Source organism: Arthrobacter sp. UYCu723, from assembly GCF_054059215.1.
In genome coordinates, this window is the sequence record NZ_JBSSBW010000004.1 from 154,681 (window position 1) to 178,215 (window position 23,535).

Genomic DNA, 23,535 nt, shown 5'->3' on the forward strand with positions numbered 1-23,535 from the left:
TTCGGTCTAAGCGTACAAAGACCGGTCCTCTATGCTTTACCCATGATCACCCTCGCAAGGCTCGTCGAGGCCGCAAAGCGCGACCTCGCGCCCTACTGGCCGATACCGCTCCCCCGCGTGGAACTCACGGGCGTGCACGTCTCCGAGCTGGAGGATCCGACGATGTTCCTCTACGGCGGCGAGCTTCTCCTCACAGTCGGGTTGCAGCTCACCGGCCTGGACGGAGACGCACGTCAAGAGGCCGCCAAGAACTATGTGCAGCGACTGGTGGACGGTCGTGTCGCTGCCTTGGGTCTTGGCCTGGGCTCAGGCCATGCCATGGTGCCGGACGAGCTGCGGGCCGCTTGCGTTGAATCCGGCCTTCCGCTTTTGACCATTCCCCGGGAGTCTCCCTTCCTGGCCGTATCGCGGGCTTACTGGGAACTTGTCAGGCAAGGCGGTGAAGCTGAACTCACTGCTCTTTTGGGGCTTCAGGTCGCGTTGACGCGGGCGGCCGCGCAGGATAACGCGGAACCGGAGATCGTCCGCGAATTGTCGCGCGCCCTGGGAACCTGGGTGGCCTACCTGCCTGAAGGTGACGGGAGCCCGTCGTCCGCCGCCAGCGGTGCAGAACTTCCGCCCGGACTGCTGGTCGAACTCACACGGGAATCTGCCATTCTGCGGAACGCGCGTCGAGGGGCCACCGGCAATATTCAACTGGTATCCGGTGTTGCTTCGCTCTACCCGGTATCTGACGGTCCGGCCGCTTCCGGGTATCTTGCGTTGGGTAGAAGCGGGCAACTGGCTGCTGCCGAGCGGCACTTGTTCCTCACCGCATCCACGCTCCTGGCCGCCAGAGCAGCCGGACAACGCCGCGCCGCGGCAGAGCGCCGACGGGCTGAGGGCATGCTCGCGGCGCTGGTCCTGGAAGGACATGACGACGCAGCGCGACTCCTTGCAAAGCAGATGGACTCCGATCCGCTACCGGAAACAGCATTCGTCGCGGTCCTGCCCGATACCGAACATCTGGCTGCCCAGCCCGCGCTGTCCGGGCTGGTACTCGAACGTTCCGGTGTCACGTTTGTCCTGCAGTCAGCGTCGAGCCCCTATCCAAGGCTGCCAAAAGGTGTCCGCGGTGCATGGGGTGGCCCGATGCCTCTACGGCGCCTGCACGAAATTGGAGCACAGGTGGCCGAGGCCGCTGCCTCAGCACCCGCAGGACAGCTGATACGCGTTGGTCACGGCCTCGACCTGCCGGCAGATGAATGGGTGGATGAACTAACCTCCCACACCGGCCAGCTCCTTGAAACGGTCCGCGCCTACCTGGCCCACCGCGGGCAATGGGAGGCCGCCGGCCGCGAGCTCGGAGTACATCGGAACTCAGTTCGCTACCGAATCGCCCAGGCTAAGGAACTCTTGGGGGTTGACCTGGATGACCCCGACGTTGCAGCCCAACTCTGGCTCGCCCTCAGAGGCCGCTCTCAGGCATCGCCCAAAGACTAGCGCGCATATCTAGCGCGAGGGACGGCTGAAACCGTTCGCCAGCAGATCCACCGCCCCTGACGCCAATCCCTTTCCGCCTCCGGCAACCTGTGTCAACACCGAGCAAACCGCGTCCGCCGGTCCGGCCCTTTGACCTTTCGTACAAAGGAAAGTGCAAATATTGACTTTCTGCACCGTGACGTGAACTCCCAGCCTGCCTACTCTCAATGGACAGTCCGTCGTCGGAGGAGCGATCCCCGAGGGGGGATGAGCACACCCGTTGCAGGAGGAACGATGAGGACAACACGAGTCAGCACGCATGGTGTTGCCCAGTGCCGCACGATCCCTCCCAACAAAGCCTTCCCCCTGCACAGCTCCACCGCACCACTGAGAGGACAATCGTGACGATCGAAGATACGAACTCCATAGCAAAGACAACCACCACCAGGACCATACGCGGGGCGGTGCTTGAGGCCATCGGGGCAGAGCGGCCCTACGCTGATACCCGTCCCATCCATGTGGAAAACCTTGAACTCGAAGGACCAGGCAAGGGCGAGATCCTAGTCCGCATCGAGGCAGCGGGCGTATGCCACTCCGACCTTTCCGTAGTCAACGGCAACCGGCCGCGGCCGGTCCCGATGCTGCTCGGCCACGAGGCAGCTGGCATTGTGGAGGAACTGGGCGAGGGTGTCAACGACATCTCCCTGGGCCAGCGCGTCGTCATGACTTTCCTCCCCCGCTGCGGTGAATGTGCAGGATGCAACTCCAAGGGCAAAACGCCATGCGCGCAGGGCAGTGCTTCCAATGCAGAAGGAACGCTGCTGGGCGGCAACCGCAGACTCTCCCGCGAGGGTCAGCCCGTCCAACACCACCTCGGAGTCTCCGCATTCGCCACCTATGCAGTGGTCTCACGCCGTTCCGTGGTGCCCGTGGGCGCGGACGTTCCGGCGCACATAGCCGCTTTGCTCGGGTGCGCACTGCTCACCGGAGGAGGAGCTATCCTCAACGTCGCCAAGCCTGCGCCTTCCGCCCGGGTAGCCATCGTCGGTCTCGGCGGAGTAGGCATGGCGGCACTCATTACGGCCATCGCCACCGGAGTCGAACACGTCGTCGGTATCGATACGTTGCCGGCAAAACTGGAAGCCGCGCGAAACCTCGGTGCCGCTGACGCCTTGACCTCTGCTGATGCCCTGGACCGCGGCGAAAAGTTTGACGCCGTCATCGAAGCGGCAGGACACCCGCGCGCTCTGGAAGCAGCGGTCGCACTGACAAAGCCGGGCGGCATTACCGTCACCGTCGGACTGCCCGCACCCGGCCAGTCAATCTCCATCGACCCGCTGACCCTTACAGCGGAGGCACGCTCGATCGTGGGCTGCTACCTCGGCTCGGCGGTTCCGGAACATGACATCCCGATCTACGAGCAGCTCTGGCGGTCCGGCCAGCTGGCCGTTGAGGGCCTGGTCTCAGACACCATCCCGCTGGAAGAGATCAACCGCGCTATGGACACGCTCGACGGCGGCCACGCACTGCGCCAAATCATTACCTTTCCCTGACCATCCACATTTCCAGCTCCGAAGAGAGAACATCATGACCTCCACAAATGACCACATCTACAGCGCGATCATCATCGGCGCCGGCTTCGGCGGCCTAGGCCAGGGAGCCCAGTTCGTCCAGGAAGGCATCGACGACTTCCTGATCCTCGAGCGCGGCAACGATGTTGGAGGCGTATGGCGCGAGAACACCTATCCCGGCGCCGCATGCGACACCCAGGCGCTTGTGTACTGCTACAGCTACTTCCTGAACCTCAAGGTTTCCCGCATGTTTGCCGGCCAGGAGGAACTCCAGGGCTACCTGCGTTCCATGGTTGAGGAATTCGGGCTCGGTAAGCACATCCACTTCGGCCAGAACATCACCGCGACTGAATGGGACCAGGACCGCCGCCTCTGGACCGTGCACACTGCCGATGGCTCGGAGTTCCTGACCCGTTCCGTGGTGGCTGCCTGGGGCCAGCTGAACGAACCGAACATCCCCAACTTCCCCGGCACCGAAACATTCGAAGGCGCGGTGTTCCACTCCTCCAAGTGGCGGCACGACCTTGACCTGACCGGCAAGCGCGTCGCGTCCATCGGCTCCGCCGCAACTGCGGTTCAGTACGTGCCCGAGGTCGCCAAGATCGCATCGAACCTGACCGTATTCCAGCGCTCAGCCAATTACATCCTCCCCCGTGACCAGTACATCTTCACGGAGGAAGAGAGCGCCCGCTTCCAGGAAAACCCGGACACTTACCGTCAGCTGCGCCAGGAAATCCACGAATTCCGCGAAGCCGGATTCGAACGCACCCGCCGCCACACCGCAGCTTCCGAGGAAGGAGTCGAGCTGGCCCGCCAGCACCTCGAGACCCAGGTGTCTGACCCTGAACTGCGGGCCAAGCTCACTCCCGACTACGACTTCGGCTGCAAGCGGATCCTGCGGAGCGATGATTTCTACCCCGCACTGACCCGGGAGAACGTAGAACTCGTGACAGAGGCAATTACGGAACTCACTCCGCGTGGCCTCCGCACCGCTGACGGCGTCGAGCACGAGTTTGATGTCATTATCTACGCCACCGGGTTTAAGAGCCACGCCTTCATGGGATCCATGCGCGTTTCAGGACGCGACGGAATCGGCCTCGACGAGCGGTGGGGCAACGCCCCCGAAGCCTACCTGGGTATCACCGTCGACAACTTCCCCAACCTCTTCCTGGTCTATGGGCCCAACACCAACCTCAACCACAACTCGGTGGTATCCATGCTGGAGGCCCAGCACCGCTACATCGCCCAGGCTGTGCAGTACATCGCAGCCGATGAATCAAGGTTCCTGGAAGTGGACCGCGCGGTAGTTGAGAAGTTCAACGCACACGTTCAGGAAGAACTCCAGAAGTCCGCGTTCTCCTCCGAATGCTCCTCCTGGTACAAGAACGAGGACGGCCGCGTTATCAATAACTGGTCCGGAACCGTCGAAGAATACCGGTCCCACACCCACGACCTCCAGCTCGAGGACTACCTGCAGCTGGCCGAATCCGGACCCGGAAAGTGACAAAAACCGACCGGTTCAGCGGGAGGCCCGTAGCGCCGGAGGCTGCAGAGGTGCTGCAGAAATTCCGCGCCTCCGGTGGACGCCCGTTTCACTCCTACTCCGTGAAGCATGTTCGCGAGCTCTACGAGAACGGTTGCGCTGCCAACGGCCTTAGCGGTGATCCGCTGGCGTCGGTCACTGACTTCAGCCTGGATGGTTTCAAGGTGCGGGTCTATGACCCCCGCACCGTTGGAGGCCCCACCCCCGCCGTGCTGTTTTTCCACGGCGGAGGGTGGGTCATGGGCAGCCTCTCAACTCATGACGGACTGTGCCGTCGCCTGGCCTCCCTCACGAACCTGCCGGTCATTGCTGTGGACTACCGGCTTGCCCCGGAGCACCCCTACCCGGCTGCGATTGACGACAGTCGCATGGCGATGCACTGGTTGTTCGACGCCGGCAACGAGCACGGCCTGGACGTAACCGAGGCTGTGCTCGTCGGTGATAGCGCGGGAGGACAATTGGCCGCAGTCCTGGCCAATGAGAACGCCACGACCACAGATCCCCTGCCTGTAGTGGCTCAGGTCCTCATGTACCCAATGGTGGATCTGACCATGTCCTCACCCTCCTACAAACGCGTCACCGAGGGGTTCCCTCTGGTTGCTGACACCATCCGCTGGTTCGCTGACCACTACCTGCCAGAGGGCGTAGACCGCGGTGCACCGGATATCAGTCCTTCCCTAGCCCGGCTCCCCGCAGGGCTGCCACCCGCTTACGTGATCACTGTGGACAACGACCCGCTGGTTGACGAGGGGGCAAACTACGCCGCCGCCTTGGCCCGGGCAGGCACGGAGGTCCAGTACCAGCACCTCCCCGGGTACGCCCACGGATTGTTCACCTCCGCGGGACGTATTCCCCGTGGAGAACAAACAGTCGACCAGATCGCTGCCTTTATCAGGGACCGCACTATCTAAATGAGATGGAGTACGTCCCGCCATCACAAGACCGAAGTGGCCAGTCGCGCTTCCGGCGCTTGAGCCCGTCGGGCTGATCAATCAAGGACGGTGATAGCCCTCCACCCTAATGGTGGGTTATCACCGTCACTTACTTTCTTTAGGAATCTTCATGACTACTGCCCTCGTTGATCCGACTGTTGTCTCACGCCAGAGTGAGGCTGACCTCCTTGCCTCTGTCCCCACCGGTTTGTTGATCGGAGGTCGGTGGCGGGACGCGTCCGACGGCGGCACGTTCGATGTCCATGACCCCGCCACGGGGGAGGTGCTCGCTACCCTCGCCTCCGCCACGAGTGAGGACGCCGTCGCCGCGCTCGACGCGGCCGATAAGGTCCAAGCCTCCTGGGCACGCACTGCACCGCGTGAGCGCGCCGAGATCCTGCGCCGGGCCTTCGATCTGGTCACCGAGCGTGCCGAGGACTTCGCGCTGCTGATGACCTTGGAAATGGGCAAGCCGCTGGCCGAATCCCGTGGGGAGGTCGCTTACGGTGCGGAATTCCTCCGTTGGTTCTCGGAGGAGACGGTCCGGGACTACGGCCGGTACCTCACCACCCCGGAGGGCAAGAACAAGATCCTGGTCCAGCACAAGCCGGTGGGCCCGTGCCTGCTCATCACGCCTTGGAACTTCCCGCTCGCCATGGCCACCCGCAAGGTAGCCCCTGCCATCGCCGCGGGATGCACCATGGTCCTGAAGCCGGCGAGGCTGACCCCGCTGACATCCCAGCTTTTTGCGCAGACCATGATGGAGGCCGGCTTGCCCGTCGGTGTCCTCAACGTGGTGTCTTCCTCGTCCGCCTCGGGGATATCCGGACCGCTGCTGCAAGATTCGCGGTTGCGGAAGGTCTCCTTCACTGGATCCACCCCCATAGGCAAACAGTTGATGGCCGACGCAGCGCAGAACGTGCTGCGGACCTCGATGGAACTCGGTGGCAACGCCCCATTCATCGTGTTTGAAGACGCGGACCTGGACAAGGCCGTCGAAGGCGCCATGGCCGCCAAAATGCGGAACATGGGCGAGGCCTGCACGGCGGCCAATCGCTTCCTCGTCCATGAGTCAGTGGCACAGGAGTTCACCCTGAAGTTCGCCGCAGCCATGGGCGCGCTTGCCACCGGCCGCGGCACCGAACCCGCCACCCAGGTAGGGCCTCTGATCGATGCCGGTGCCCGCGATAATGTGCACGCACTGGTCAGCGCCGCCATTGAAGCCGGAGCCACCGTAGTGACTGGCGGTTCGCCAGTGGACGGGGGCGGGTACTTCTACCAGCCGACCGTGCTCAGCGGCGTGCCCCACGACGCCGAGATCCTCCGCCAGGAAATCTTCGGCCCAGTTGCACCCGTCACGACCTTCACCACCGAGGAAGACGCCATCCGGCTGGCCAACGCCAGCGAATATGGTCTGGCCTCCTACGTGTACAGCCGCGACTTCAACAAGCTCCTGCGCGTGGCCGAGCAGATCGAATTCGGCATGGTGGGCTTCAACGCCGGCATAATCTCGAACGCTGCAGCACCCTTCGGCGGCGTCAAGCAATCCGGGCGCGGCCGTGAAGGCGGCTCCGAGGGTATCGCCGAGTACACCACCACCCAATACATCGGCATCGCCGACCCCTACGCCGCAGGTAGCTGACAGGGCACCTATGGCCAGGGCGGGACGCAGACTCTACGGGCGTGCACTGCACGGACCGACAGCACCGAACCTCACCTCATCCATGACGATCTCCCTGGTCGTCGAACTCAAAGGAATCTTGATGAAAAGCATTCTTTATCAGCAAGCTCAGGGTAGGGAACGTGAGACAACGACGCGGCCACGGACGGGTGCCCACTCCCCGGCAGGCGCGCCCGGCATTCCGGACCGAGGAGTTGCCCGCCCGCTCCCCGGCCCGGCAAGCACTACGCCCCGGAATCGGTCTGCATCCTCCCGCTTAAGGATGGACGCAGCCATGTTCACGCCCATCTGCAGGTGTGACACCAGTGCGCTCCGTGCTAACAATGCGTCCCTTCACTCGATCCATACGTCGCGCTCTGCAGACTGCACCCAACCGCGTCCCGAAACGGCCCTCCAGGTTCCTAACAGCGTCAACCCGCAGGACGGCTGCGAAGAGGGCTGCCACTACTGCAACGGACCGGAAACGGATTGAAATCTGGGGACAAGCCGGCACGCAACCCCGCCGGCGCAGGAGGCAAGCGCTTTGCCACAAGTGGATCCCAAAACGCCACACCGGGGCAGTTCAGGGGTGCGGACCCTGCCAGCCATGCAGGGCGAAAACGTTTGAATCCTATGTTTTACACGACCGCAGCACCTAGGACCGGGGCAGTTCAGGGGTGCGGACCTACGAGGCCATAATGCCAGCCGCAAATCAACACAAGCACCATCACCAGGACTTCCCGTGCCACTGCCACAAGCGGTGACCCTGCGCCAATAAATGGTTGGTGGCGGCCGGCCGACGACCCCATGCCATTTCGCTACATGGAGCAAAGGGAAACCATGCCACAACTGGACGGAACGCCGACCCTCTGGACCCTTGTGTTTGACTTGGCGCCCTCAGCGAGAGCCCATTATGTAAAGCTGCGGCCCTGACGTGCTGAGAGACCCAGACTCCCGGGTCCAGAAGAGGCGACTACGTCTACTGGTCAGATCCCATTAGCAGAAGTAAAATCTTGCCAAATGGCCTATCCAGCCATTAGGAGACACGCCCTAGTACTACAGTCGCGGTTGGCGGTACCTCATGTTTTCGGGTGTCACCGGGCCTCGTCTTTTCCCCGGAAAACCATGGAAATTCCGCGGCTCCAACGGCGGCATGGGGTCGAAAAAGAGACGACATTTACCAACCGCGACTGTAGTACTAGTACTACAGTCGCGGTTGGCGGTACCTCATGTTTTCGGGTGTCACCGGGCCTCGTCTTTTCCCCGGAAAACCATGGAAATTCCGCGGCTCCAACGGCGGCATGGGGTCGAAAAAGAGACGACATTTACCAACCGCGACTGTAGTACTAGCCGTCTTCTGCGACTTTGTAGCCAATATGGACCGCTCCGGCTGTTGCCCCGCCCCCACCATGACGACGGCGAGGACCACCCGCAGGGCGATCGTTTCGCCGAGCCTAAAGCCTTCTTGTACGGCGCCGTGCCCTTAGATGGTCTCAATCGTCACGGGCGCGGTGTTCGTCAGGTTGGGGCACACCCCAACCTGACGTCAGACTGCCACTTAAGCACCGTCAGAATAGGGTCCGGAAGGCGTTTCCTAGACGCCCTCGGCGCCACTCTTAGATGCCAATCTGACGGGGTTTGCAGTCTGGAGGATGGTGAAGACTGATGGACCTGTGAATCCCAGCGGGGTGTCGTTTCCCGCTGGGACTTGTTCCCGACCGGTGAATCACGTCGCGCCAGTATTCGACCGGGCCTGGACGGGCGGTTTATTTCTTCGGTTTCGTGCGCCTCTTTTGCACCGGGGGGACGTCCAGGTGCGGGACGGCCCGCAGCATGAACCGGTCAAAGTGCGGCACCGTGAAGCCCGCGTAGCCGTGGGCGGGCGTATAGAGCAGGCCCATGTTGATGAGTTCGGATCGTGTAGGGGCCAGCTGGGTGGACTCGCGTCCCATGACGGCGGCGACGTCGGCGGCCTTTTGGGAGTCGGGGCCAAGCTGTGCCATCGCGCGCATGTAGGCGATCTGCAGCTGGGTGGCTCTGTCGAGCCGGACGCGGAAGAACGAGGAATCAAGTTTTGCCTCGTAGGCGTCCTTTGCATCCTCAACGTCTTCCAAGGTGATGGAGTCGCCGTCTGCGACTGCCCACACCTGGTACCCAAGTTCCTGCACGAAGTATGGATAGCCTTCAGTGAGGTCGAAGGCCCGGACCAGTGCTTCGTCTTCGAAGTGCACATGTTCGATGTGCGCTGGCGCGGCCAGTGCTTTCTTGGCATCTTCGAAATCCAGGGATCCGAGTTTGGGGAACTTGAAGAGCCGCTCGGCGTAGGATTTTGCGTCGCCGGCAAGCTCGGCGATCTGGGGCAACCCTGCACCGACAAACGTTACCGGGAGTTTTCTCTGCACCGATTTGTGGATCGCTTGGATGACGGCTTCTAGTTGTGATTGGCTCAGGAACTGGACCTCGTCGAACAGCAGCACCAGGCCCGTCCCGTGTTCCCTGGCGGCTTCGCCTATCGAAACCAGGACGTCCGTCAGGTCCAGGGTAAGACTGCCGTGATCGGCAAATCCTTCGGCGGCGTCGACATCGAGTGACAGGGTCGGGATACCCGAGGAAGGATCGATGGACAGGCTGAAGGACTGCAGGACTTGGGCAGCCTTCCGTGCTTTGTCTCCCCACTTGGCTCGTGGTGAAATCTGGTAGAGCGCGGCCCGCAGCTGCGAGTATATAGTCCTGCGGAAGTGGTCGTCATCGTGTTTGCTGGCCTCGAGCTCCAGCACCTTCCATTTGAACTCTTCTGCTATCTGACGGAACTCCCCCAGCAAAACGGTTTTGCCCACACCGCGAAGGCCGGTGACGATCATGGATTGATTGGTGCGGCCCTTGTCGAGCCTCCGCAGGAGGATCCGGAAGTCCTCAAGGAGATCGTCACGGCCGATGACAATCTCCGGCGTCGCACCCGCGTTCGGAGTGTAGGGGTTGTTCACTGGATCCATGTCACGAATCTTACAAGATTTACTTCACTTTATTGGTTTCTAATAAAGTGTGTATTTTTCAATAAAGTAATCCGGAGCCGGGCTCGAAGCTTACCCAAATGCTGTGCGGCCTGGCTTCAGTAAGTCCTCGGTGTCCTTACAGAATCACTGGTTCGGTGGTTCAACGGCGGATGGAAGCCGTGGATGCTTTTCACGGGTGAGAAAATCCAAAAGTTCAACCAGGCCCGGTAGGGACTGATCAACTGCGGCGGAAGAGGTTGGCCCCGCTCCTCGATGGAATAAGTCCACCCTGCTGGTGTTGCGTGGATCACATTTGGTCTATGGTTATTCGGGGTCGCCACAGCGTCGTGGCACCCAACATAGAGCGGAGAAGATTTTTCGTGACGACAGACAAGCTTCGGGTGCTGGTCCGGGTGGACCTCGACTGCGCAAAGGCTCAGGTTGCCGCGCAGGGTCATGTGACATCCAAAAGCGTCCACGGCCTGTATGCCGTGATGAAGCGCGCCAACTCGCTCACCGCGGGAATGGCCCTGGAGCTTGATATGACCCGGGCCCGGATCGAGCCCGACGCGTTGGAAGAACTCCGGGCCTGCTCGCGGTCCCACCACCTGCCCGACGGCGTCGATCCGCTCCAGTCCGACTACAGGCTGAGCATCCTCGCCCCCGAGACCGCGGCCCTGGCAGCAACGGCTAACCAGGCAGCCTGACCGGCGCCAACCAACTCCCCCGCATCCGGGCAAAACATCAAGGATGAACCGCGGATACTGCGTCGTGAGGAATGGGTGCCCTACCCTTCGCATTCGGTGCAGTAGGAGTGGCCGTTGCTTTCGCGTGCGAGCTGGGACCGGTGCCGGACAAGGAAACAGGAATAGCAGGTGAACTCGTCCGCGGCCTGGGGAACGACCTGGACGACGAGTTCCTCGGCGACGATTTCGCCCCCGGGGGTCAGGCCCTCATCGAGTGCATCAGCCTCGTCCAGTTCAGTGACGACGCTGCGGGCATCCGGGGCATTCGCGGACTGCAGTGCCTCCAGGGAACGGTCCTGGGTTTCCTTGACGTCGGAACGGACCTCGTCGTAATCAGTTGCCACTTTAGATGATTCTCATTTCTGATATTTTCCTGCGATGTTCTTCTGACGAGACAGCAACGTACACCACCGCGCCGTGTTCCCACCCCAACGGACGGACAAGAGGTCAGTGCGCCGCCCTATGACGCGGACGGCGCCGGTGCATTTGCCGAGCCCATCACCAGAGCAATATGAGTGAATGAAACGGCAACCTGCCCCGGGAGGCCCCTGTAACCGGCGCCCGGTCCCACAATCGGCCTGTTCAACGGCTCCCATGGTTGAGGGCAGGTGGCGGCAGGCACAGTCCCGTGCCGGCGCTGGCCGGGCCCGGCTCTCCTTAGCCTTGGCCCACGCGGATGCCATTGTCAGCGAGGAACTCGCGGCAACGGCCCATCTGGCGGTCGGTGGAGAAGGCGTACCACTGGTCGCTCAGGTCCTCGCTGTGGACGATGTCGCGGAACCGGGAGAAGGCGCCTTTGCCCCCGATCGCCCGCTCCAGCCGCTCCCGGAGGGCCTCATCGTGCTGCCGCTCGGCGAAGGCCGCCATGTCCCGCCAGCCGTTTCGCGAACCGGTGCGGTGGAGCCGAAACCAACGGTCCGGCTCCTCCTCAACGTCGATGGCGGCGCCCTCCTCGACCATCATCGGTTCAGTGGCGCTGTCGTCGTACACCTGCCCAGTGTGTAGGTCGAGGTAGCCACCGGTCGACAGCTCGGGATCCCCTTCCAGCACGGTGCTGAGCATGTCCAGGTCTACCGGCACCACCCGGCCCGTCATCGGCTGACTGCGCAGACCGGCCAGCAGGTCCTCGGCCAGCAGCCGGTCACCAGGGCCGTCGCGCCACGTCAGCCGGTTAATGACCGACAGTGCCACCGGCTCGGCTTCCTGGCGTCGCTGCTCCAGCGCCATCGGTATGCCGGCCCCCACCTGTTGCAGAGCATCATCGACGTCGCGTCCCGTCACCGCCGCGAGGAAGCGGGCCGCATCTGCCGCCGCGATGGCTACACGCAGCTCGGACAGGTCCAGCCCCGGCACCTGCACCTGTGCGGGCCAGGCATGCAGCAGCATCGGGTGTGGCCGGCCCGGTTTCCCCGGCGCCCGGCTCTCCCCGTCGTCGGCAGCCCACCGGCGCCCGTACTGGTCCGGGATGCTGCCCCAGCCCCAGTACGGCAAGGGGGCATCAGGACGGACACCCAATACCTCCAGCGGGTCGACCTTCACCTCCCCGACCGTGCACCGGTGCATCCAGGCGTCACCGAGATCGAACGTGAACTGAAACTCATCCCCCGGCTCCACCGTCCGGGCGACCTTGGCAGCCGCGATGTCGATTGGCGCGATGATCGGCCCGCGGATCGACGAAGCCATTTCGGCTCCCGTCTCTTCATCAGTGATTACCCGTCCGTCGGCCAGAGTGAACACTGACAAGTGCGAGCGGTCCCACCGTGCGAAAGCATCGTTGATGGCATCGGCGAGATCCATGAAGGTATGCAACGGTCCGACCGCGAAGATGCGCCCAGGCCACGGCCACAACTCCTCACCACGACCACCGAGCAATTCCACCGTCACCGACAACCAGGTTCGCGCCATACCCCAAGAATGCCACGCGCCACGGCCGACCCGCAGCCGCGTTACGGCACAGCCCCGGGCGCCTACATCCTTGTCCCCCGCCCGTCGCCTCCCATGAGCTACCGCGATAGCATCTGCTGGATGGACAAGGTGCAATCGCGGACAGGTGCCGTTCCCCACCCCGACCGCGCTGCTGAGCCGTTGGCATCCGCATGAGGCTCGTGAAAACAGACGTCATCGCGGGCTTGCCGGCCCCGGCAGCCAGGGCGTTCCTGCGCCGGACCAGGTTCGCAGACTTCGATGAGGAGTGGGCGGTGTCCCTGCTCTCGTCCCTTGGCGCTGCCGGCCCGCATTCGGCCCTCCTGGGCCTTGAAGACGCCGGGTACATCGAGCGTGCCTCGCACTGCCACGGCAACCATCGGTGGTGGAGAACAACAACGCTCGGGAATGCCCTGGCCATGGCCAGCTTCGGGAAACCGATCACCCGCAAAACAGCGGACCGGCTCGTCACCGAAATGATCGAGCGGGCCAAAGCCTACAACGCCGATCCCACCAAACCCTGCTTCGTGCAGCGCTTGAGGATCTTCGGCAGCTACCTCGACACAGCGGTCGATCCCCTCGGTGACGTGGACGTGGAACTCGTCCTCGGCCAGCGCACCACTGACCCGCAAGAACTCCTCAGATACGGCACCGCCAGCGGACGCACGTTTCCGACCTTCACCGACCATCTGCTGTGGCCACGCAAGGAAGCCGCACTCATCCTGAAGAACCGCTCCACGGCCATCAACATCACCACCGAAGATATTGACCAGCTCACAGACAAGGCCACAATCATCTATTCGATAGCCACCGATGAAACCCTTCCCCCCTCCCCCGCCCCTGAGTAACAACCACTACGGCCACGGCGGCACATCACTGTAAGGTGTCCTGAGCCGCCGGACCTGCGTGTCAGCTGCACCCCACCCGCCCGACGCCACCAGGGGTCAAGGCATGCCCAGAGGACGAATGGAGAGCACGGCAGGGGCTGCGCCCCTGCTGGCAGGCCAAACATCGATCGATGACGTCCTCGAGCAGCCGTACGACCTGACTCCCCAACTCCCCCGCCATTGGGCCGCACTTCTCACATCCCAGCGTCTTCACGCCGCCCGGAACTCTGGAAGAGCCCCGACCTCTTCTCCGAACGCGGAAGCCGGGAACGACCACGCTTGAGGTCGCACCGCCCGCCGTGTTGTTGGAGGCCGATGACCACCCCGAGGTCATCCGCGGTCGCCCCGGTAAGCGGCACCAAAACAACAGCACTGGACCTCCGAAGGTCCGGATCTGTTGTGCTTTCGGTTCAGCGCCTTAGAGGGTGGGGCCGCGGCGTCCTTGGTCGGGTCCGGCGCTGGGGCCGCGGTGTGCAGCCTTACGCCGGGCTTGCTCCGCGGCCTGTTCTTCCTGGGCTTTACGGATTTGGGCCAGTTTCTCGGCGAAGTCGTTGCTGGCCGCGGGCCGCTTTTGTTGTGCCGCTGCCAGCCGTTCCTGCCACGACTTCCTGGCGTCCCCGCCGGCGGCTTCGCCGGTGGACCGCTCTGCCTCCCGGCGTTCGGCTATGTCTTTCATGGCTTCTGTGACTGCTTCCGGGGTTTGTTCGGGTGTGGACGTGGTGCTGGTGCCCCTGATGCGGCGTGCCATCGCGGCGATGCGTTCGGCTCGTTCCTGTTCCGGGGTAAGGGTGGTGTCCTGGGAGCGTTCCTGGCGCAGCTGGTCCACGACCTGCTCGGCGGGTGTGGGCCGTTCGGCCACGGTCGCTTCCACGTTCGCGGCTTCTGCCATGAGGGCTGCGTCAGCGCCTGCCAGGGGTTCCTTGGCGGTCTGGGCTGAGTATTTGTGCATGGCGGTGATACGGGACCTGAGTTCGCCCCCGGTGCCTTGCTGGGTGTACTGGTCCGGGATCACGGTGGTGTCGGTGTCGGGGATCCGGTAGGTGTCGCGGAAGGTTTTGACCTCCACTGCCAGGTCCCGCCATTGCTGCTGCTTGGCGGTATCGGAGGGGACGGGGCCAAGGGCGGCGGCCCAGGCCGGCGGTTCGGCCGCGAGCTGGGAACCGAGACGGTTCACTTCCAGTGCCATGGCCTCGCGTCGTTCCTGCAGCTCGGTCCTCCACGGTGCGGGGGTGTCCTTGTGGGTGATGACGTCCGCCGGTGCCATCCACGGGGCAAGGCCGTCCGCGGCGGGTGTGGTGGCCACGGGTTCGGGCAGGCGTCGGCGGAGGATCTGTTCTGCTTCGATGCGGCGGAGGATCTGTTCTGCTGCGCGGGCGCGTGGGGCGTTTTCGTCGCGGGCGTAGTTGGTGGTCGCGCCACGTTCGTATGTTTCATCTGCGCGGACGGGTTCTGGCATCAGCTCACGCAAGGCCTTCTCCTTTTGCAGGGAACCGGCGAGCCAGTTGGCTTTCGCGGCCGCGGGGGAATCGTTGACCGTTTCATCGGTCCGCAGTGTTTCCTTGGCCCGGCGGATCCGGGTATCGAGGTCATCGTCAGTGAGGTGTCCGTGGATTCGGGACTGCCACGGGGTTTCCTTGGTTTCCTTCAACCAGTTCCGCGTCAGCTGACCGCCTGCCGGTACGGAGGCGGGGTTCGTGCCGGAGTCTGCGCGGGCGCGCATCAGGTCCGCGGTGGCGCGGCGGGCGAGGCGTTCCAGTGCCTGGTCGCTGACGGCTTCAAGGGGGCGGCGGGCCGGGGCTTTGGCGCGGGCGCGCCAGTAGTCCAGTTTGTCCTCGACCCGCCAGGCCAGGACAGCACCCGGGTCCTGGGATTCCTCGAAGGGTGTCCCGGTGGCGTCGGTGAGGAGGTTGGCGATATTGAAGCCTTCGGATTCCGCGTGGCGCAGGTGGGTCGCGACAGCTCCCCAGGCGTCGGAGGCAATGAACGGCTCCGCTGTTCGTTCGCCCAGGATGCTCCGGGCGGTGTTGGCCATCCGTAGTTCGTTGGCCTGGTCGTCAATGTCTTTGTAGACGGTGACCATCTCCGGCAGGGACCGGGCCGCTGCCCGGGCGGCGTCGATCTGTTCGTGTGCGGTGAGGTTCCCGTCGTGGTTTCCTGCCACGGAGGCCAGCACCTCGGTGAGGGTTTCGCCGTCGGTGAGGACGCCGTACAGGTGGTTCGATTCCCGGCCGCGGGACGCTGCGACGTAGGCGAGGGCGCGGGAGAGGCCTGAGCCGATCATCGCGTGGGTGGTATCGCACGTCATGCCTTGGGTGCGGTGGATCGTTGCTGCGTAGCCGAGCATCGCGTTGTCCCGCACGTACGCGGCGGGCAGGGTGATGGTGCCGTTGTGGTCCTGGTGGCGGACGGTCATGGCACCGTCAGGGTGGACTTCCCGCACGGTCCATACGTCGTTGTTTTTCACGAAGTCTTTGCCGTGGTTCACGCTCAGGCGACGGTCGTTCTTCCGGGTTACGACGACGTCGCCGGCGCGGGCGGCGAGCCCGTCACGCAGCGCAGCGGCCGGCCCGTCAGCCAGTGCCCCGGTACCGAGGCGGTAGGCCTGGGCGCGGGCGTTCAAGTCCGTGACAGTGGCATTGTCAAAGGCCATCATGACCGAGTGCTTACCGGCTGAGGTGTCCTTTTCCCAGGCGGTGTAAACCTGTGAGGTCATCGTTTCGACGTCTCCGCCGACCACGCGACGGTTCTGCCGGTAGAACTCCCACGGGTCATCCTCACCGGCGGCCGGCGGTTCGCGCAGTGCCAGGGTCGCGGCGGCTTCTGCGGTGTTCGGGGTCCCGTCAGCGTTGCGGAACCGGTGGAGGTCTTCGAGGTACACGGCGCCGACGGTGCTCTTCAGGTAGCGCATCGCGCCTCCCGAGGCGACGGCGGAGAGCTGCTGGTCATCACCCAGGGCGCGGACAAGAGCCCCGTGCTGCTCGGCGATCGTGACCGCGGCCGCGAACAGTTCAGTGCCGACCATGCCGGCCTCATCGATGAACAGGACGTCCCCTGGATTCAGCGGGATCCGGTTCGGGCTGTGGTTCCGGTGCCCGAGGACAAAGGAATCGATGGTGGACGCGTTGGCTCCCAGTTCCTTACCCATCACCGCGGCGGCGGCCGCCGTGGGGGCCAGCCCAATAACGTTTCCTCCGGCGGCGCGGATCGCGTCCGCGGAGAGTTTCAGCGCGGTGGTTTTACCCGCACCGGCAGGGCCAACACCGATGACCAACAGCTTGTCACTGCACGCAAATTCGCTCGCCATCCGCAGCTGCCCGGCATCGAAAGTCTTCTCCTGGGATGAAGCGGCGGTGGCGAAAAATTCGGGGCTCGCTGCGGGGATGACGGTCCGCTGCGCAGCTGTCAGCAACCGGTCCTCGCTGTGCAGGACACCGGAAGAGGTGTAGAGGGTGGAGTGGACTTTCCCGTACCGGCTGGCACCGTTGCGAAGGCGCAAGGCTTCCGGGCCGGAGGCTGGAACGTCGGTGGTGATGCGGAGCGAGAACTGGTCAATGGCGCGGGCCTTGACCTGTTCAATGAGTTCCTTCGGGATGGTCAGTTCCGCGAACCTTGACCCGAGCTGGCGGCGCGTTTCGGCGTCGATATGGTGCTCTCCCCAAGTACCGCGGGACCGTTCCAGTGTGCGGATAACCTGGGCGGCTTCAACGGCCGAATCAACTTCATCGGCGTGGGTGACCAATGGCGTGTTGTTCCGGTCCGCGGCGTTCCGGGCGTCGTAGCGGTGCGCACGGGCAGCTTCAACGGCGGCCGGCCCGACGAGCACGCCGGGGACCTGGGCGAATTCCTGCTGCCACTCGGTGACCAGTTCAGAGAGGCGGCGGGCTGACTTTTTCGCCGGCCTGGTGGCCAGGGTGGCCTGCTGGGCCAGGGCGATCATTTGTTTCTGGTTAGGGGCGTATCCGTGGTTCTCGGTGAACTTCTGCACGAGGGTTTTCAGGGCAGGTTTGATATCGCCGCTGCGTGAGGATCCGGCTTCAATGGCCGCGACGTTGACCCCGGCAATTTCGATGACGGGCCGGTCGCCGGTGACCTTGCGGGTGGTGACACCGACTCCCAGCCGGGCGCAGACCTTCTCCATTACCGTGCGGTTGTAGTGCTCGGACGCGGCAACCCCATACTGGTAGAGCAGCCTGCCGTCCAGGGACGACCACTTCCCGTCCGCGCCCATCACCTTGTTCGCCACCACGATGTGATCGTGGAGCTGCGGGTCACCGTTGCGGGAGTCGTAGTGCCTGAAAGCGGTGTAAACGAGTCCGCCTTCAACGTCTTCCTGCCGGACGCCGTTGCGTCCTCGGCGGGTGAACGTCGCTTCCTTTTCCAGGAACTCCATCGTCTCTTCGATGGCTTCGTGGTGGGCCGCTTCGATCTGGAAGCGTGCTTCGTCCCCGCCGGTGGCCCACAGAACGGAGACCGATTTAGCGGGCGCAAATACCAGGTCGTATCCGGCCACAGCCTGTGCTGCGGGTTTGGTTTGGGCGGTGATGAACTTGCCCAGTTCTTCCTTATCGGCCGGGTTCCGGCCGTTGAGCTCACGGAAGTATTGGGCACCTTCCTTGGTGCGGATCAGTCGCCTGTTATCCGCATCAGGGGCGGCGTGATTCATGCGCGTGTAGTCGCCCATGCCGCGGCCTATGCGTGACTGAAGCTCGTTGTCGGTCTGTGAGAACCGCTTGTACCGCTGCCCCAGGCCAACTTTCGCGGTCGGGTCTTTCGCTAGTTTTGCGGCCGCGTCGGGGTGCAGACCTTCCCCGTAAAGGGCGCTCATCTGCGCTTCGCTGACCTCTCCTGCAACCTCCAGGAGGGCAGCTCCGCCGCCGCCCCACTGACCGGGAGGGTTCCCGTCCACGGTGTAGTAGTCCCCCAGTGAACGGTTCCCTGCGCGCAGCTCGTCCCCGGTGGCGACTTCACGGGTGTAGTACGTGTATCCGTCGCCGGCACTGAGCTTGTGCACGGTCATCATTGACCCAGCCTACCGCCCACAGGGACCTCACTGATCGATGATGCAAGAGGTGTGACAGATTCAGAGGGGTTTGCCTTTCGACAGCGGAGAAAATTCTGGAGGCAAACTTCTCTGTTTTTGGCCATCAAGTCTTTGATGCGGTTCTGCACATGAGAATGGGCGGTGGGTAACACGCTTTTCGTTATCCACGGTTCGTTCGATTGTGTTGAACCGCAACGGATTGGCTTGTCCACAGGTGGGCAGGGCAGAGACTTGGCATCTCTCGGAGCTGTCCTCGTGTGGGCAAACAATCCAGAGCACAGTCCGAGCGCCGCGAGGTCCGTTCCTGTAGGTTTGTGCACGAGTGGACCAACCGCTGTGTATCAGCCCGAGCGAGAGCGAGGTCCGATCCGGCGGCCACGCCGGCCATGGGCCAGTCACGGCGCTAGCCGTTAGGTCTGTCCCATGGATCAAGCCCAAGGGGGAGGGACCCGAAACATGGCAGCACCACGAAAGTCCGCGACACAGGTTGCGGCCCGGACGAAGGCACGGGCGAAAGCTCAGGAGCTGACCGCCAGGCATGAGAGGCTCATTGACCTCGCTGCGGAATTCTTTGAACAGCAGGAGCAGGCGGAGCAGGTCCGTGCGGATGCACGGGCTAAGGCTGAAGCGCTCCTTGCCAGGGCAGAGGAAGAAGCTGCCGCGGCAACCGCCGGCGCCGCCGGCACTGTTGCCGCGATGCTCGCCGCAGGGGAACCGAAGGCATCCGTCGCCGCACGCCTGGGCATCACGGCAGCGGAGCTGAAAAAGCTTCTCGACCAGGCACCGGCTGCAACCGGTCCGGCAGCATCAGAGCAAAGCGATGGGGCAGCTGAGGTTCAAGAGGAAACCGCGGCTGAGGCCGCGTAGTCAGCTAAGCGAACTGTGGTCCCGGCGATTCGCAGGGACCACAGTTCGTTAACGATCATGGCGTTCAGAAGAGCGTCGGTGCGTCCGGGTCAGCGCCGTGAAGAAGTTCCCGGATGCGCTCTCCGCGTTCCCAGCCGTAGGCACGCACCTCATCGCGGAGGGTCCGGGAGCGTTGGGCGAATAGAGCGCGGGAGAGTCCGCGCCACCTGAACATGGATCCATTGGAGTCCCGGCCTTTGGCGAGCCGGTCAGCCATGTTCTGCCTGTTCGATCCCGGGTGCAGATGGGTGTCGTCCCCGACGGTTGCCCGGACACAGATCGGGACATCGCATCGGTGCATCAGATCCCCAAAGGCGTTCAGTCCGATCCCGTGCGCGAGATGGAACGCGTAGCGGTGAGGCCTCACCGCCTGGGTGTGGCCTCCGGAGTTCAAGGTGTACCGCCCGTACCCGTCATCGGATACGGCGCCGGCCCACAGCCAGCAGTCATCGGGCCGTGGCCCCTTGATGACTTTGGACCAGAAACGGTCCTCCGGTGGGCGGGTCATGGTCGCGTCACCAGGTGCGCCAGCGTGCTGCGAGCTTGTTCGCGGCGTATAAGAAGCCGGCCATGAACAGGAAGCCAGGGATTGCCTGGGTGAAGCCCTGGCCGATCCAGAAGCCCAGGGCGGTCAGCAGTGCGATAACGCCGGCGGCCTGACAGAGGAAGATCAGGATTCCTTGCCCGGCCTGGAGCGGGTGAGTCAGGGCGTAGATAACCCAGCCGGCCAGGGCCACAGCTGCGAACGCTGCGAGGAAGATGATGATGAACATGTCGACTCCTAACGGGTGGTGTGGGCTCTAGCGGGGGCAGGCCCAGCGGGCCGTCCCCGCGGCTCGCGCCGTTTGGGCGGCAGCTTCGAACGGTTCTTTGTAGGCGTAGTCCGTGCCGTAGCCTGTTGCTTCGGCGTGGCCGAGCTCGATCATGGTCCGGTTTACCAGGGAACCGTCCAGCGCCCAGACGTAGGCCAGCAGCCTGCCGTACCGGTCCCGCTCGCCCTGGACCGGATCCGTGGAGATAAACACTTCGCCCGAATCAAGGATTGTGTGCAGGGATGCGGAGGCCTCGGGGCCGCCGCACTCCACCGGTGCGTCTTCCTTCACGCTCTCGGGAGTGTTGATCCCAACGAGCCGCACGCGGGTTGATTCGCCGTTGCAGTCGATCCGGATAGTGTCCCCGTCCACGACTGATTCCACGAGGTAAGGACCGGCCGTGGCGGCCTCGATGGTTGAGGGTTTTGGACTCGTTCCTGTCGGGGCGCACGGCACCGGCCCGAGCGTTTGGGCCGGCACTGTCAGCACCTCGTTGTTGTAGGGGTTGCAGCCGGTCAGCAGCGCGGCCGCGGACGCAGCCGCGATAGCTGCCAGTGCAAGGCGTCGCTTTTGGTGTGTCATGGCCGGTCCTCACTGGCTGCGGTTTCGGCGCGGGTGCGCCGGCCGGGGCGGACCGTTCCTGGCGGGACGGGATCCCAGGGACGGCCGGCGTTGTGTTTGCGCTGTAACCTCTTCACTTCACGCATGGTCGCGGCCACCACCAGATCAGACAGGGACGCGTAACCCTCGATAGGCCCGGCGGCCTGAAGGGCTGCCCGGACCTGATCGGCTTGTTCGGGGGTGAAGTATGGGGTGATGTGGGAGGTTGGTTTCGTCACCGTCAGTCCTTGGTGCCGGTTTCCGGCCATGGGTACAAGGTGCCGGGGCGCTCCCCGCGCACCAGGGAAAGGCCATGGTCACTGAAACGGATCCCGGAGTGGCCGTGCGAGCCGGCGGTGTGCGCGAAAGCGGCCAGGGCCAACTCCACCAGGTCCCGGTCCAGGCCGTCCATGATTTCCCCGACCCTTACCGGAACGTCGGCGGCCACGGACGCGGCAAGCATCAGGAACCTCTGTTCCACACCGGAGAGCGCGCCGACGTTGTGGGGGATTTCGCCGAAGTCGATCCACGTTTTCCCGCTCATCGGATCTTCATCCACCCACGGGTTGCCGGGTTCAGCGAATCGGCCGCCGAAGGCACGGATGAGCATTTCCGTTCCGGCTTCTAACGTGTAGCTCCCGTGGACACGGGCGCGGAGCCCGTCGTGGAAATCAGTCATGGGTTCTGTCCTTTACTGGTGGAAATCATCTATGGCCGACGGTATTCGCGTTCGGCCCGCGGGTGCTCCAGCGCCGGCTGCACCGCGTACGGGTCAGTGCTGGGGACGGTGATGGTCCCTGATGGGTTGGCTTCAAGACCGAACCAGTCAGCGTCCGTGATCCGTCGTGGGCTCAACGCGAACCGGTCAGCGCTGCGCTCCTTCTGATCTGCCATGATGTTCACGCCGCAACGGTGTGGTTCATGGAGGCCTGGACCAGCTTGTCCCGCCGCAGCCCTGACCAGTGATCCTCGTCATCGCGGTTATTGATCACCACAGGGGCCTGTGAGTAGCCGAGTTCGGTGGTGATGTACTCCAAGGCAGCGGGATTCCCGGTGATATCCACTGAGGTATAGGTGATGCCCTTAGCCTCGAAGTAGGACTTCGTCTTATCGCAGTTCGGGCATTGGGGCTTGGTGTAGACCGTGTAAGCGGTGGATGTGGAAGTCATTTTCAGTACCTGGTTTCGTATGAGTTTTAGTTGCGTTCGACTGCTTGACTTGATACCTCTAGTTTAGCAATTATCGAACTGAATAAACAGGCTTTTGACCTGTATTCTAGGGATTTTTGGTCCCTTTTTTTGGATCATTCGGAAGGGTGGGACCGTCGGTTTCCGGCCTTGGCCGCCACGTTCCTGGTCCTCGGAATAGAGCCGATTGAAGAGCCGGCCACGTAGGTGCCGCCAGCTCACGGCACTGCCTCAACCCGACCATTCCCGGCATCGTCCACGGCCGCCTTTTTCCTTGTGAGCAGTCCTGTGCCCCTGGGAAGACTGCGGCGCTGTATCCAGGGCGGGTGCGCGGTGGCCGCGTTTGAACGGCGGTCCGCCGGCGGTGACCACGCTGGGTGCTGCCACCTGGTGAGGCGGACCGCCCGCGTTTTCAGCGGTTCCGATGCCCTGTTCCCCTGCCCGTGCGGGCTTTGAAGTTTTTCCGGTTTTGGCCGGTAGAATGGTGGGAGAAGAAACCCCGGAGCCTAGATAGTTCGAATATCTAGGGTCCGGGGTTTTTCTATGCCCGGTGGTTACTTGCCGCTGTCGATGATGATCTGTTCAGTCTCCGATGCGGTGTAACCCCATGTGGCGAGCTGGTTCAGGTAGTCGCGGTGGGACTGGTGCGGTAGGTGCCGGCCTTCAGGATTCAGCAGGCCGAAAAGGGCATTACGGTAGCCGACAACCGGGCCCCCGAGTATGGCCTGCGGTTTTCCGGCTGTGTGGGCCCGGACCGTGCTCCCGAAGCACGCGCCGAAGCGGCGGCCCTGTTCGAGCAGGGAAGGTTTCCGGCTGCCGGTCGCGAACACCTTTTCCTTGGACAATATCGCCGGGTGCACACGCGAAAAGCGAACAGAGACACGTGCGCGGCAAGTTTATTGTGACCGTCAGCTGACCCAGGCACCCGGCGAGGCCGTCGGCGCCACCGGACAGTCCGCCCACGAACGCTGAAGACAAGCCTTGTTTCAGTCCTCCGTGGGCGTGTCACCTTCGGGGATCTGGCCGGAGGCGATTCGTTCGGCGGTCTTTTCGTACGCTGCCTCGATGTAGACTGCCAAGTCATCTTCCCTCACCCGCCAGATGCCCCTTCCACTGAATTGCGCGGCGCGAAGCTCGCCGCTCTTCACCAGCGTGTAGACCATGGGTTTGCCGACATTCAGGATTTCCTGGACCTGGTCCAGCGTGAGCATCTTCGGGAACGTCGAGCCAACGGTGGTCTTCCTGGTCAGGTCATCGGTAGGTTTTGCCATGC

The 23,535-nt window shown here is 63.4% G+C and carries 21 protein-coding genes; 8 read left to right on the top strand and 13 right to left on the bottom strand.

Features of this window, described 5'->3' with window-relative positions:
• Positions 1 to 42: 42 nt before the first annotated feature.
• The 5 genes from ACVWZ8_RS24555 to ACVWZ8_RS24575 all read left to right on the top strand — a co-directional run bounded on the left by ACVWZ8_RS24555 (position 43) and on the right by ACVWZ8_RS24575 (position 7,149).
• Positions 43 to 1,482 carry a PucR family transcriptional regulator gene (locus ACVWZ8_RS24555; protein ID WP_456506398.1) on the top strand — a complete coding sequence of 480 codons (1,440 nt, stop codon included), beginning with the start codon at positions 43 to 45 and terminating at the stop codon, positions 1,480 to 1,482.
• A 380-nt stretch (positions 1,483 to 1,862) separates the two neighbouring features.
• Positions 1,863 to 3,014 carry an alcohol dehydrogenase catalytic domain-containing protein gene (locus ACVWZ8_RS24560; RefSeq protein ID WP_456506399.1) on the top strand — a complete coding sequence of 384 codons (1,152 nt, stop codon included), beginning with the start codon at positions 1,863 to 1,865 and terminating at the stop codon, positions 3,012 to 3,014.
• A 34-nt stretch (positions 3,015 to 3,048) separates the two neighbouring features.
• Positions 3,049 to 4,536 carry a flavin-containing monooxygenase gene (locus ACVWZ8_RS24565; RefSeq protein ID WP_456506400.1) on the top strand — a complete coding sequence of 496 codons (1,488 nt, stop codon included), beginning with the start codon at positions 3,049 to 3,051 and terminating at the stop codon, positions 4,534 to 4,536.
• A 50-nt stretch (positions 4,537 to 4,586) separates the two neighbouring features.
• Positions 4,587 to 5,486, top strand: coding sequence for an alpha/beta hydrolase (locus ACVWZ8_RS24570; protein WP_456506401.1), 900 nt, complete (start codon positions 4,587 to 4,589; stop codon positions 5,484 to 5,486).
• 151 nt (positions 5,487 to 5,637) lie between these two features.
• Entirely contained in the window at positions 5,638 to 7,149 is a 1,512-nt protein-coding gene (locus ACVWZ8_RS24575; RefSeq protein WP_456506402.1) for an NAD-dependent succinate-semialdehyde dehydrogenase, read from the top strand.
• Positions 7,150 to 8,933: 1,784 nt separating this feature from the next.
• Here ACVWZ8_RS24575 and ACVWZ8_RS24580 read toward each other — a convergent pair.
• A complete protein-coding gene (locus ACVWZ8_RS24580) occupies positions 8,934 to 10,160 on the bottom strand; it encodes an ATP-binding protein (protein WP_456506403.1) in 1,227 nt (408 codons plus the stop codon).
• A 380-nt stretch (positions 10,161 to 10,540) separates the two neighbouring features.
• Between ACVWZ8_RS24580 and ACVWZ8_RS24585 the strand changes: the two genes are divergently transcribed.
• Positions 10,541 to 10,867: a hypothetical protein gene (locus tag ACVWZ8_RS24585; protein ID WP_456506404.1), complete on the top strand. Its 327-nt coding sequence runs from the start codon at positions 10,541 to 10,543 to the stop codon at positions 10,865 to 10,867.
• Positions 10,868 to 10,947: 80 nt separating this feature from the next.
• Here the strand turns inward: ACVWZ8_RS24585 and ACVWZ8_RS24590 are convergent, their stop codons facing one another.
• Positions 10,948 to 11,250: a DUF4193 domain-containing protein gene (locus ACVWZ8_RS24590; RefSeq protein ID WP_456506405.1), complete on the bottom strand. Its 303-nt coding sequence runs from the start codon at positions 11,248 to 11,250 to the stop codon at positions 10,948 to 10,950.
• Positions 11,251 to 11,563: 313 nt separating this feature from the next.
• Positions 11,564 to 12,811: a hypothetical protein gene (locus ACVWZ8_RS24595; RefSeq protein WP_354184248.1), complete on the bottom strand. Its 1,248-nt coding sequence runs from the start codon at positions 12,809 to 12,811 to the stop codon at positions 11,564 to 11,566.
• A 191-nt stretch (positions 12,812 to 13,002) separates the two neighbouring features.
• On the opposite strand from ACVWZ8_RS24595, the gene ACVWZ8_RS24600 reads away from it, so the two are divergent.
• Entirely contained in the window at positions 13,003 to 13,677 is a 675-nt protein-coding gene (locus tag ACVWZ8_RS24600; RefSeq protein ID WP_456506406.1) for a hypothetical protein, read from the top strand.
• Positions 13,678 to 14,134: 457 nt separating this feature from the next.
• Here ACVWZ8_RS24600 and mobF read toward each other — a convergent pair whose 3' ends face one another.
• Positions 14,135 to 18,736 carry a MobF family relaxase gene (gene mobF / locus ACVWZ8_RS24605; RefSeq protein ID WP_456506407.1) on the bottom strand — a complete coding sequence of 1,534 codons (4,602 nt, stop codon included), beginning with the start codon at positions 18,734 to 18,736 and terminating at the stop codon, positions 14,135 to 14,137.
• A gap of 477 nt (positions 18,737 to 19,213) precedes the next feature.
• On the opposite strand from mobF, the gene ACVWZ8_RS24610 reads away from it, so the two are divergent.
• The gene (locus ACVWZ8_RS24610; RefSeq protein ID WP_456506408.1) at positions 19,214 to 19,624 is read left to right on the top strand and encodes a hypothetical protein; all 411 of its coding nucleotides are present in this window, start codon (positions 19,214 to 19,216) and stop codon (positions 19,622 to 19,624) included.
• Positions 19,625 to 19,688: 64 nt separating this feature from the next.
• Here ACVWZ8_RS24610 and ACVWZ8_RS24615 read toward each other — a convergent pair whose 3' ends face one another.
• The 9 genes from ACVWZ8_RS24615 to ACVWZ8_RS24655 form a co-directional block, all read right to left on the bottom strand.
• The gene (locus ACVWZ8_RS24615) at positions 19,689 to 20,171 is read right to left on the bottom strand and encodes a hypothetical protein (RefSeq protein ID WP_456506409.1); all 483 of its coding nucleotides are present in this window, start codon (positions 20,169 to 20,171) and stop codon (positions 19,689 to 19,691) included.
• 7 nt (positions 20,172 to 20,178) lie between these two features.
• Entirely contained in the window at positions 20,179 to 20,436 is a 258-nt protein-coding gene (locus ACVWZ8_RS24620) for a chemotaxis protein (RefSeq protein ID WP_456506410.1), read from the bottom strand.
• Between the two features lie 27 nt (positions 20,437 to 20,463).
• Entirely contained in the window at positions 20,464 to 21,057 is a 594-nt protein-coding gene (locus ACVWZ8_RS24625; RefSeq protein WP_456506411.1) for a thermonuclease family protein, read from the bottom strand.
• Positions 21,054 to 21,314: a ParB family protein gene (locus ACVWZ8_RS24630; RefSeq protein WP_456506412.1), complete on the bottom strand. Its 261-nt coding sequence runs from the start codon at positions 21,312 to 21,314 to the stop codon at positions 21,054 to 21,056. The genes ACVWZ8_RS24625 and ACVWZ8_RS24630 overlap by 4 nt, the downstream gene beginning before the upstream one ends.
• A 2-nt stretch (positions 21,315 to 21,316) precedes the next feature.
• Complete coding sequence (locus ACVWZ8_RS24635; RefSeq protein ID WP_456506413.1) at positions 21,317 to 21,754, bottom strand: hypothetical protein; 438 nt, start codon at positions 21,752 to 21,754, stop codon at positions 21,317 to 21,319.
• A gap of 29 nt (positions 21,755 to 21,783) precedes the next feature.
• Positions 21,784 to 21,978, bottom strand: a complete 195-nt coding sequence (locus ACVWZ8_RS24640; RefSeq protein ID WP_354184239.1) for a hypothetical protein — start codon at positions 21,976 to 21,978, stop codon at positions 21,784 to 21,786.
• Entirely contained in the window at positions 21,975 to 22,244 is a 270-nt protein-coding gene (locus ACVWZ8_RS24645) for a glutaredoxin family protein (protein ID WP_456506414.1), read from the bottom strand. Before ACVWZ8_RS24645 ends, ACVWZ8_RS24640 begins: the two co-directional genes overlap by 4 nt.
• Positions 22,245 to 22,816: 572 nt before the next feature.
• On the bottom strand, positions 22,817 to 23,107 hold the full coding sequence (locus tag ACVWZ8_RS24650) for a hypothetical protein (RefSeq protein ID WP_354184255.1): 291 nt from the start codon (positions 23,105 to 23,107) through the stop codon (positions 22,817 to 22,819).
• A gap of 141 nt (positions 23,108 to 23,248) precedes the next feature.
• Positions 23,249 to 23,533, bottom strand: a complete 285-nt coding sequence (locus ACVWZ8_RS24655) for a helix-turn-helix domain-containing protein (RefSeq protein WP_456506415.1) — start codon at positions 23,531 to 23,533, stop codon at positions 23,249 to 23,251.
• Positions 23,534 to 23,535: the final 2 nt, after the last annotated feature.

Coding starts and splice junctions, on each gene's coding strand:
- ACVWZ8_RS24610 (WP_456506408.1), top strand. CDS start 19,214: ATGGCAGCACCACGAAAGTCCGCGACACAGGTTGCGGCCCGGACGAAG.
- ACVWZ8_RS24645 (WP_456506414.1), bottom strand. CDS start 22,244: ATGACTTCCACATCCACCGCTTACACGGTCTACACCAAGCCCCAATGC.
- ACVWZ8_RS24600 (WP_456506406.1), top strand. CDS start 13,003: ATGAGGCTCGTGAAAACAGACGTCATCGCGGGCTTGCCGGCCCCGGCA.
- ACVWZ8_RS24620 (WP_456506410.1), bottom strand. CDS start 20,436: ATGTTCATCATCATCTTCCTCGCAGCGTTCGCAGCTGTGGCCCTGGCC.
- ACVWZ8_RS24615 (WP_456506409.1), bottom strand. CDS start 20,171: ATGACCCGCCCACCGGAGGACCGTTTCTGGTCCAAAGTCATCAAGGGG.
- ACVWZ8_RS24595 (WP_354184248.1), bottom strand. CDS start 12,811: ATGGCGCGAACCTGGTTGTCGGTGACGGTGGAATTGCTCGGTGGTCGT.
- ACVWZ8_RS24625 (WP_456506411.1), bottom strand. CDS start 21,057: ATGACACACCAAAAGCGACGCCTTGCACTGGCAGCTATCGCGGCTGCG.
- ACVWZ8_RS24575 (WP_456506402.1), top strand. CDS start 5,638: ATGACTACTGCCCTCGTTGATCCGACTGTTGTCTCACGCCAGAGTGAG.
- mobF (WP_456506407.1), bottom strand. CDS start 18,736: ATGATGACCGTGCACAAGCTCAGTGCCGGCGACGGATACACGTACTAC.
- ACVWZ8_RS24655 (WP_456506415.1), bottom strand. CDS start 23,533: ATGGCAAAACCTACCGATGACCTGACCAGGAAGACCACCGTTGGCTCG.
- ACVWZ8_RS24635 (WP_456506413.1), bottom strand. CDS start 21,754: ATGACTGATTTCCACGACGGGCTCCGCGCCCGTGTCCACGGGAGCTAC.
- ACVWZ8_RS24565 (WP_456506400.1), top strand. CDS start 3,049: ATGACCTCCACAAATGACCACATCTACAGCGCGATCATCATCGGCGCC.
- ACVWZ8_RS24555 (WP_456506398.1), top strand. CDS start 43: ATGATCACCCTCGCAAGGCTCGTCGAGGCCGCAAAGCGCGACCTCGCG.
- ACVWZ8_RS24580 (WP_456506403.1), bottom strand. CDS start 10,160: ATGGATCCAGTGAACAACCCCTACACTCCGAACGCGGGTGCGACGCCG.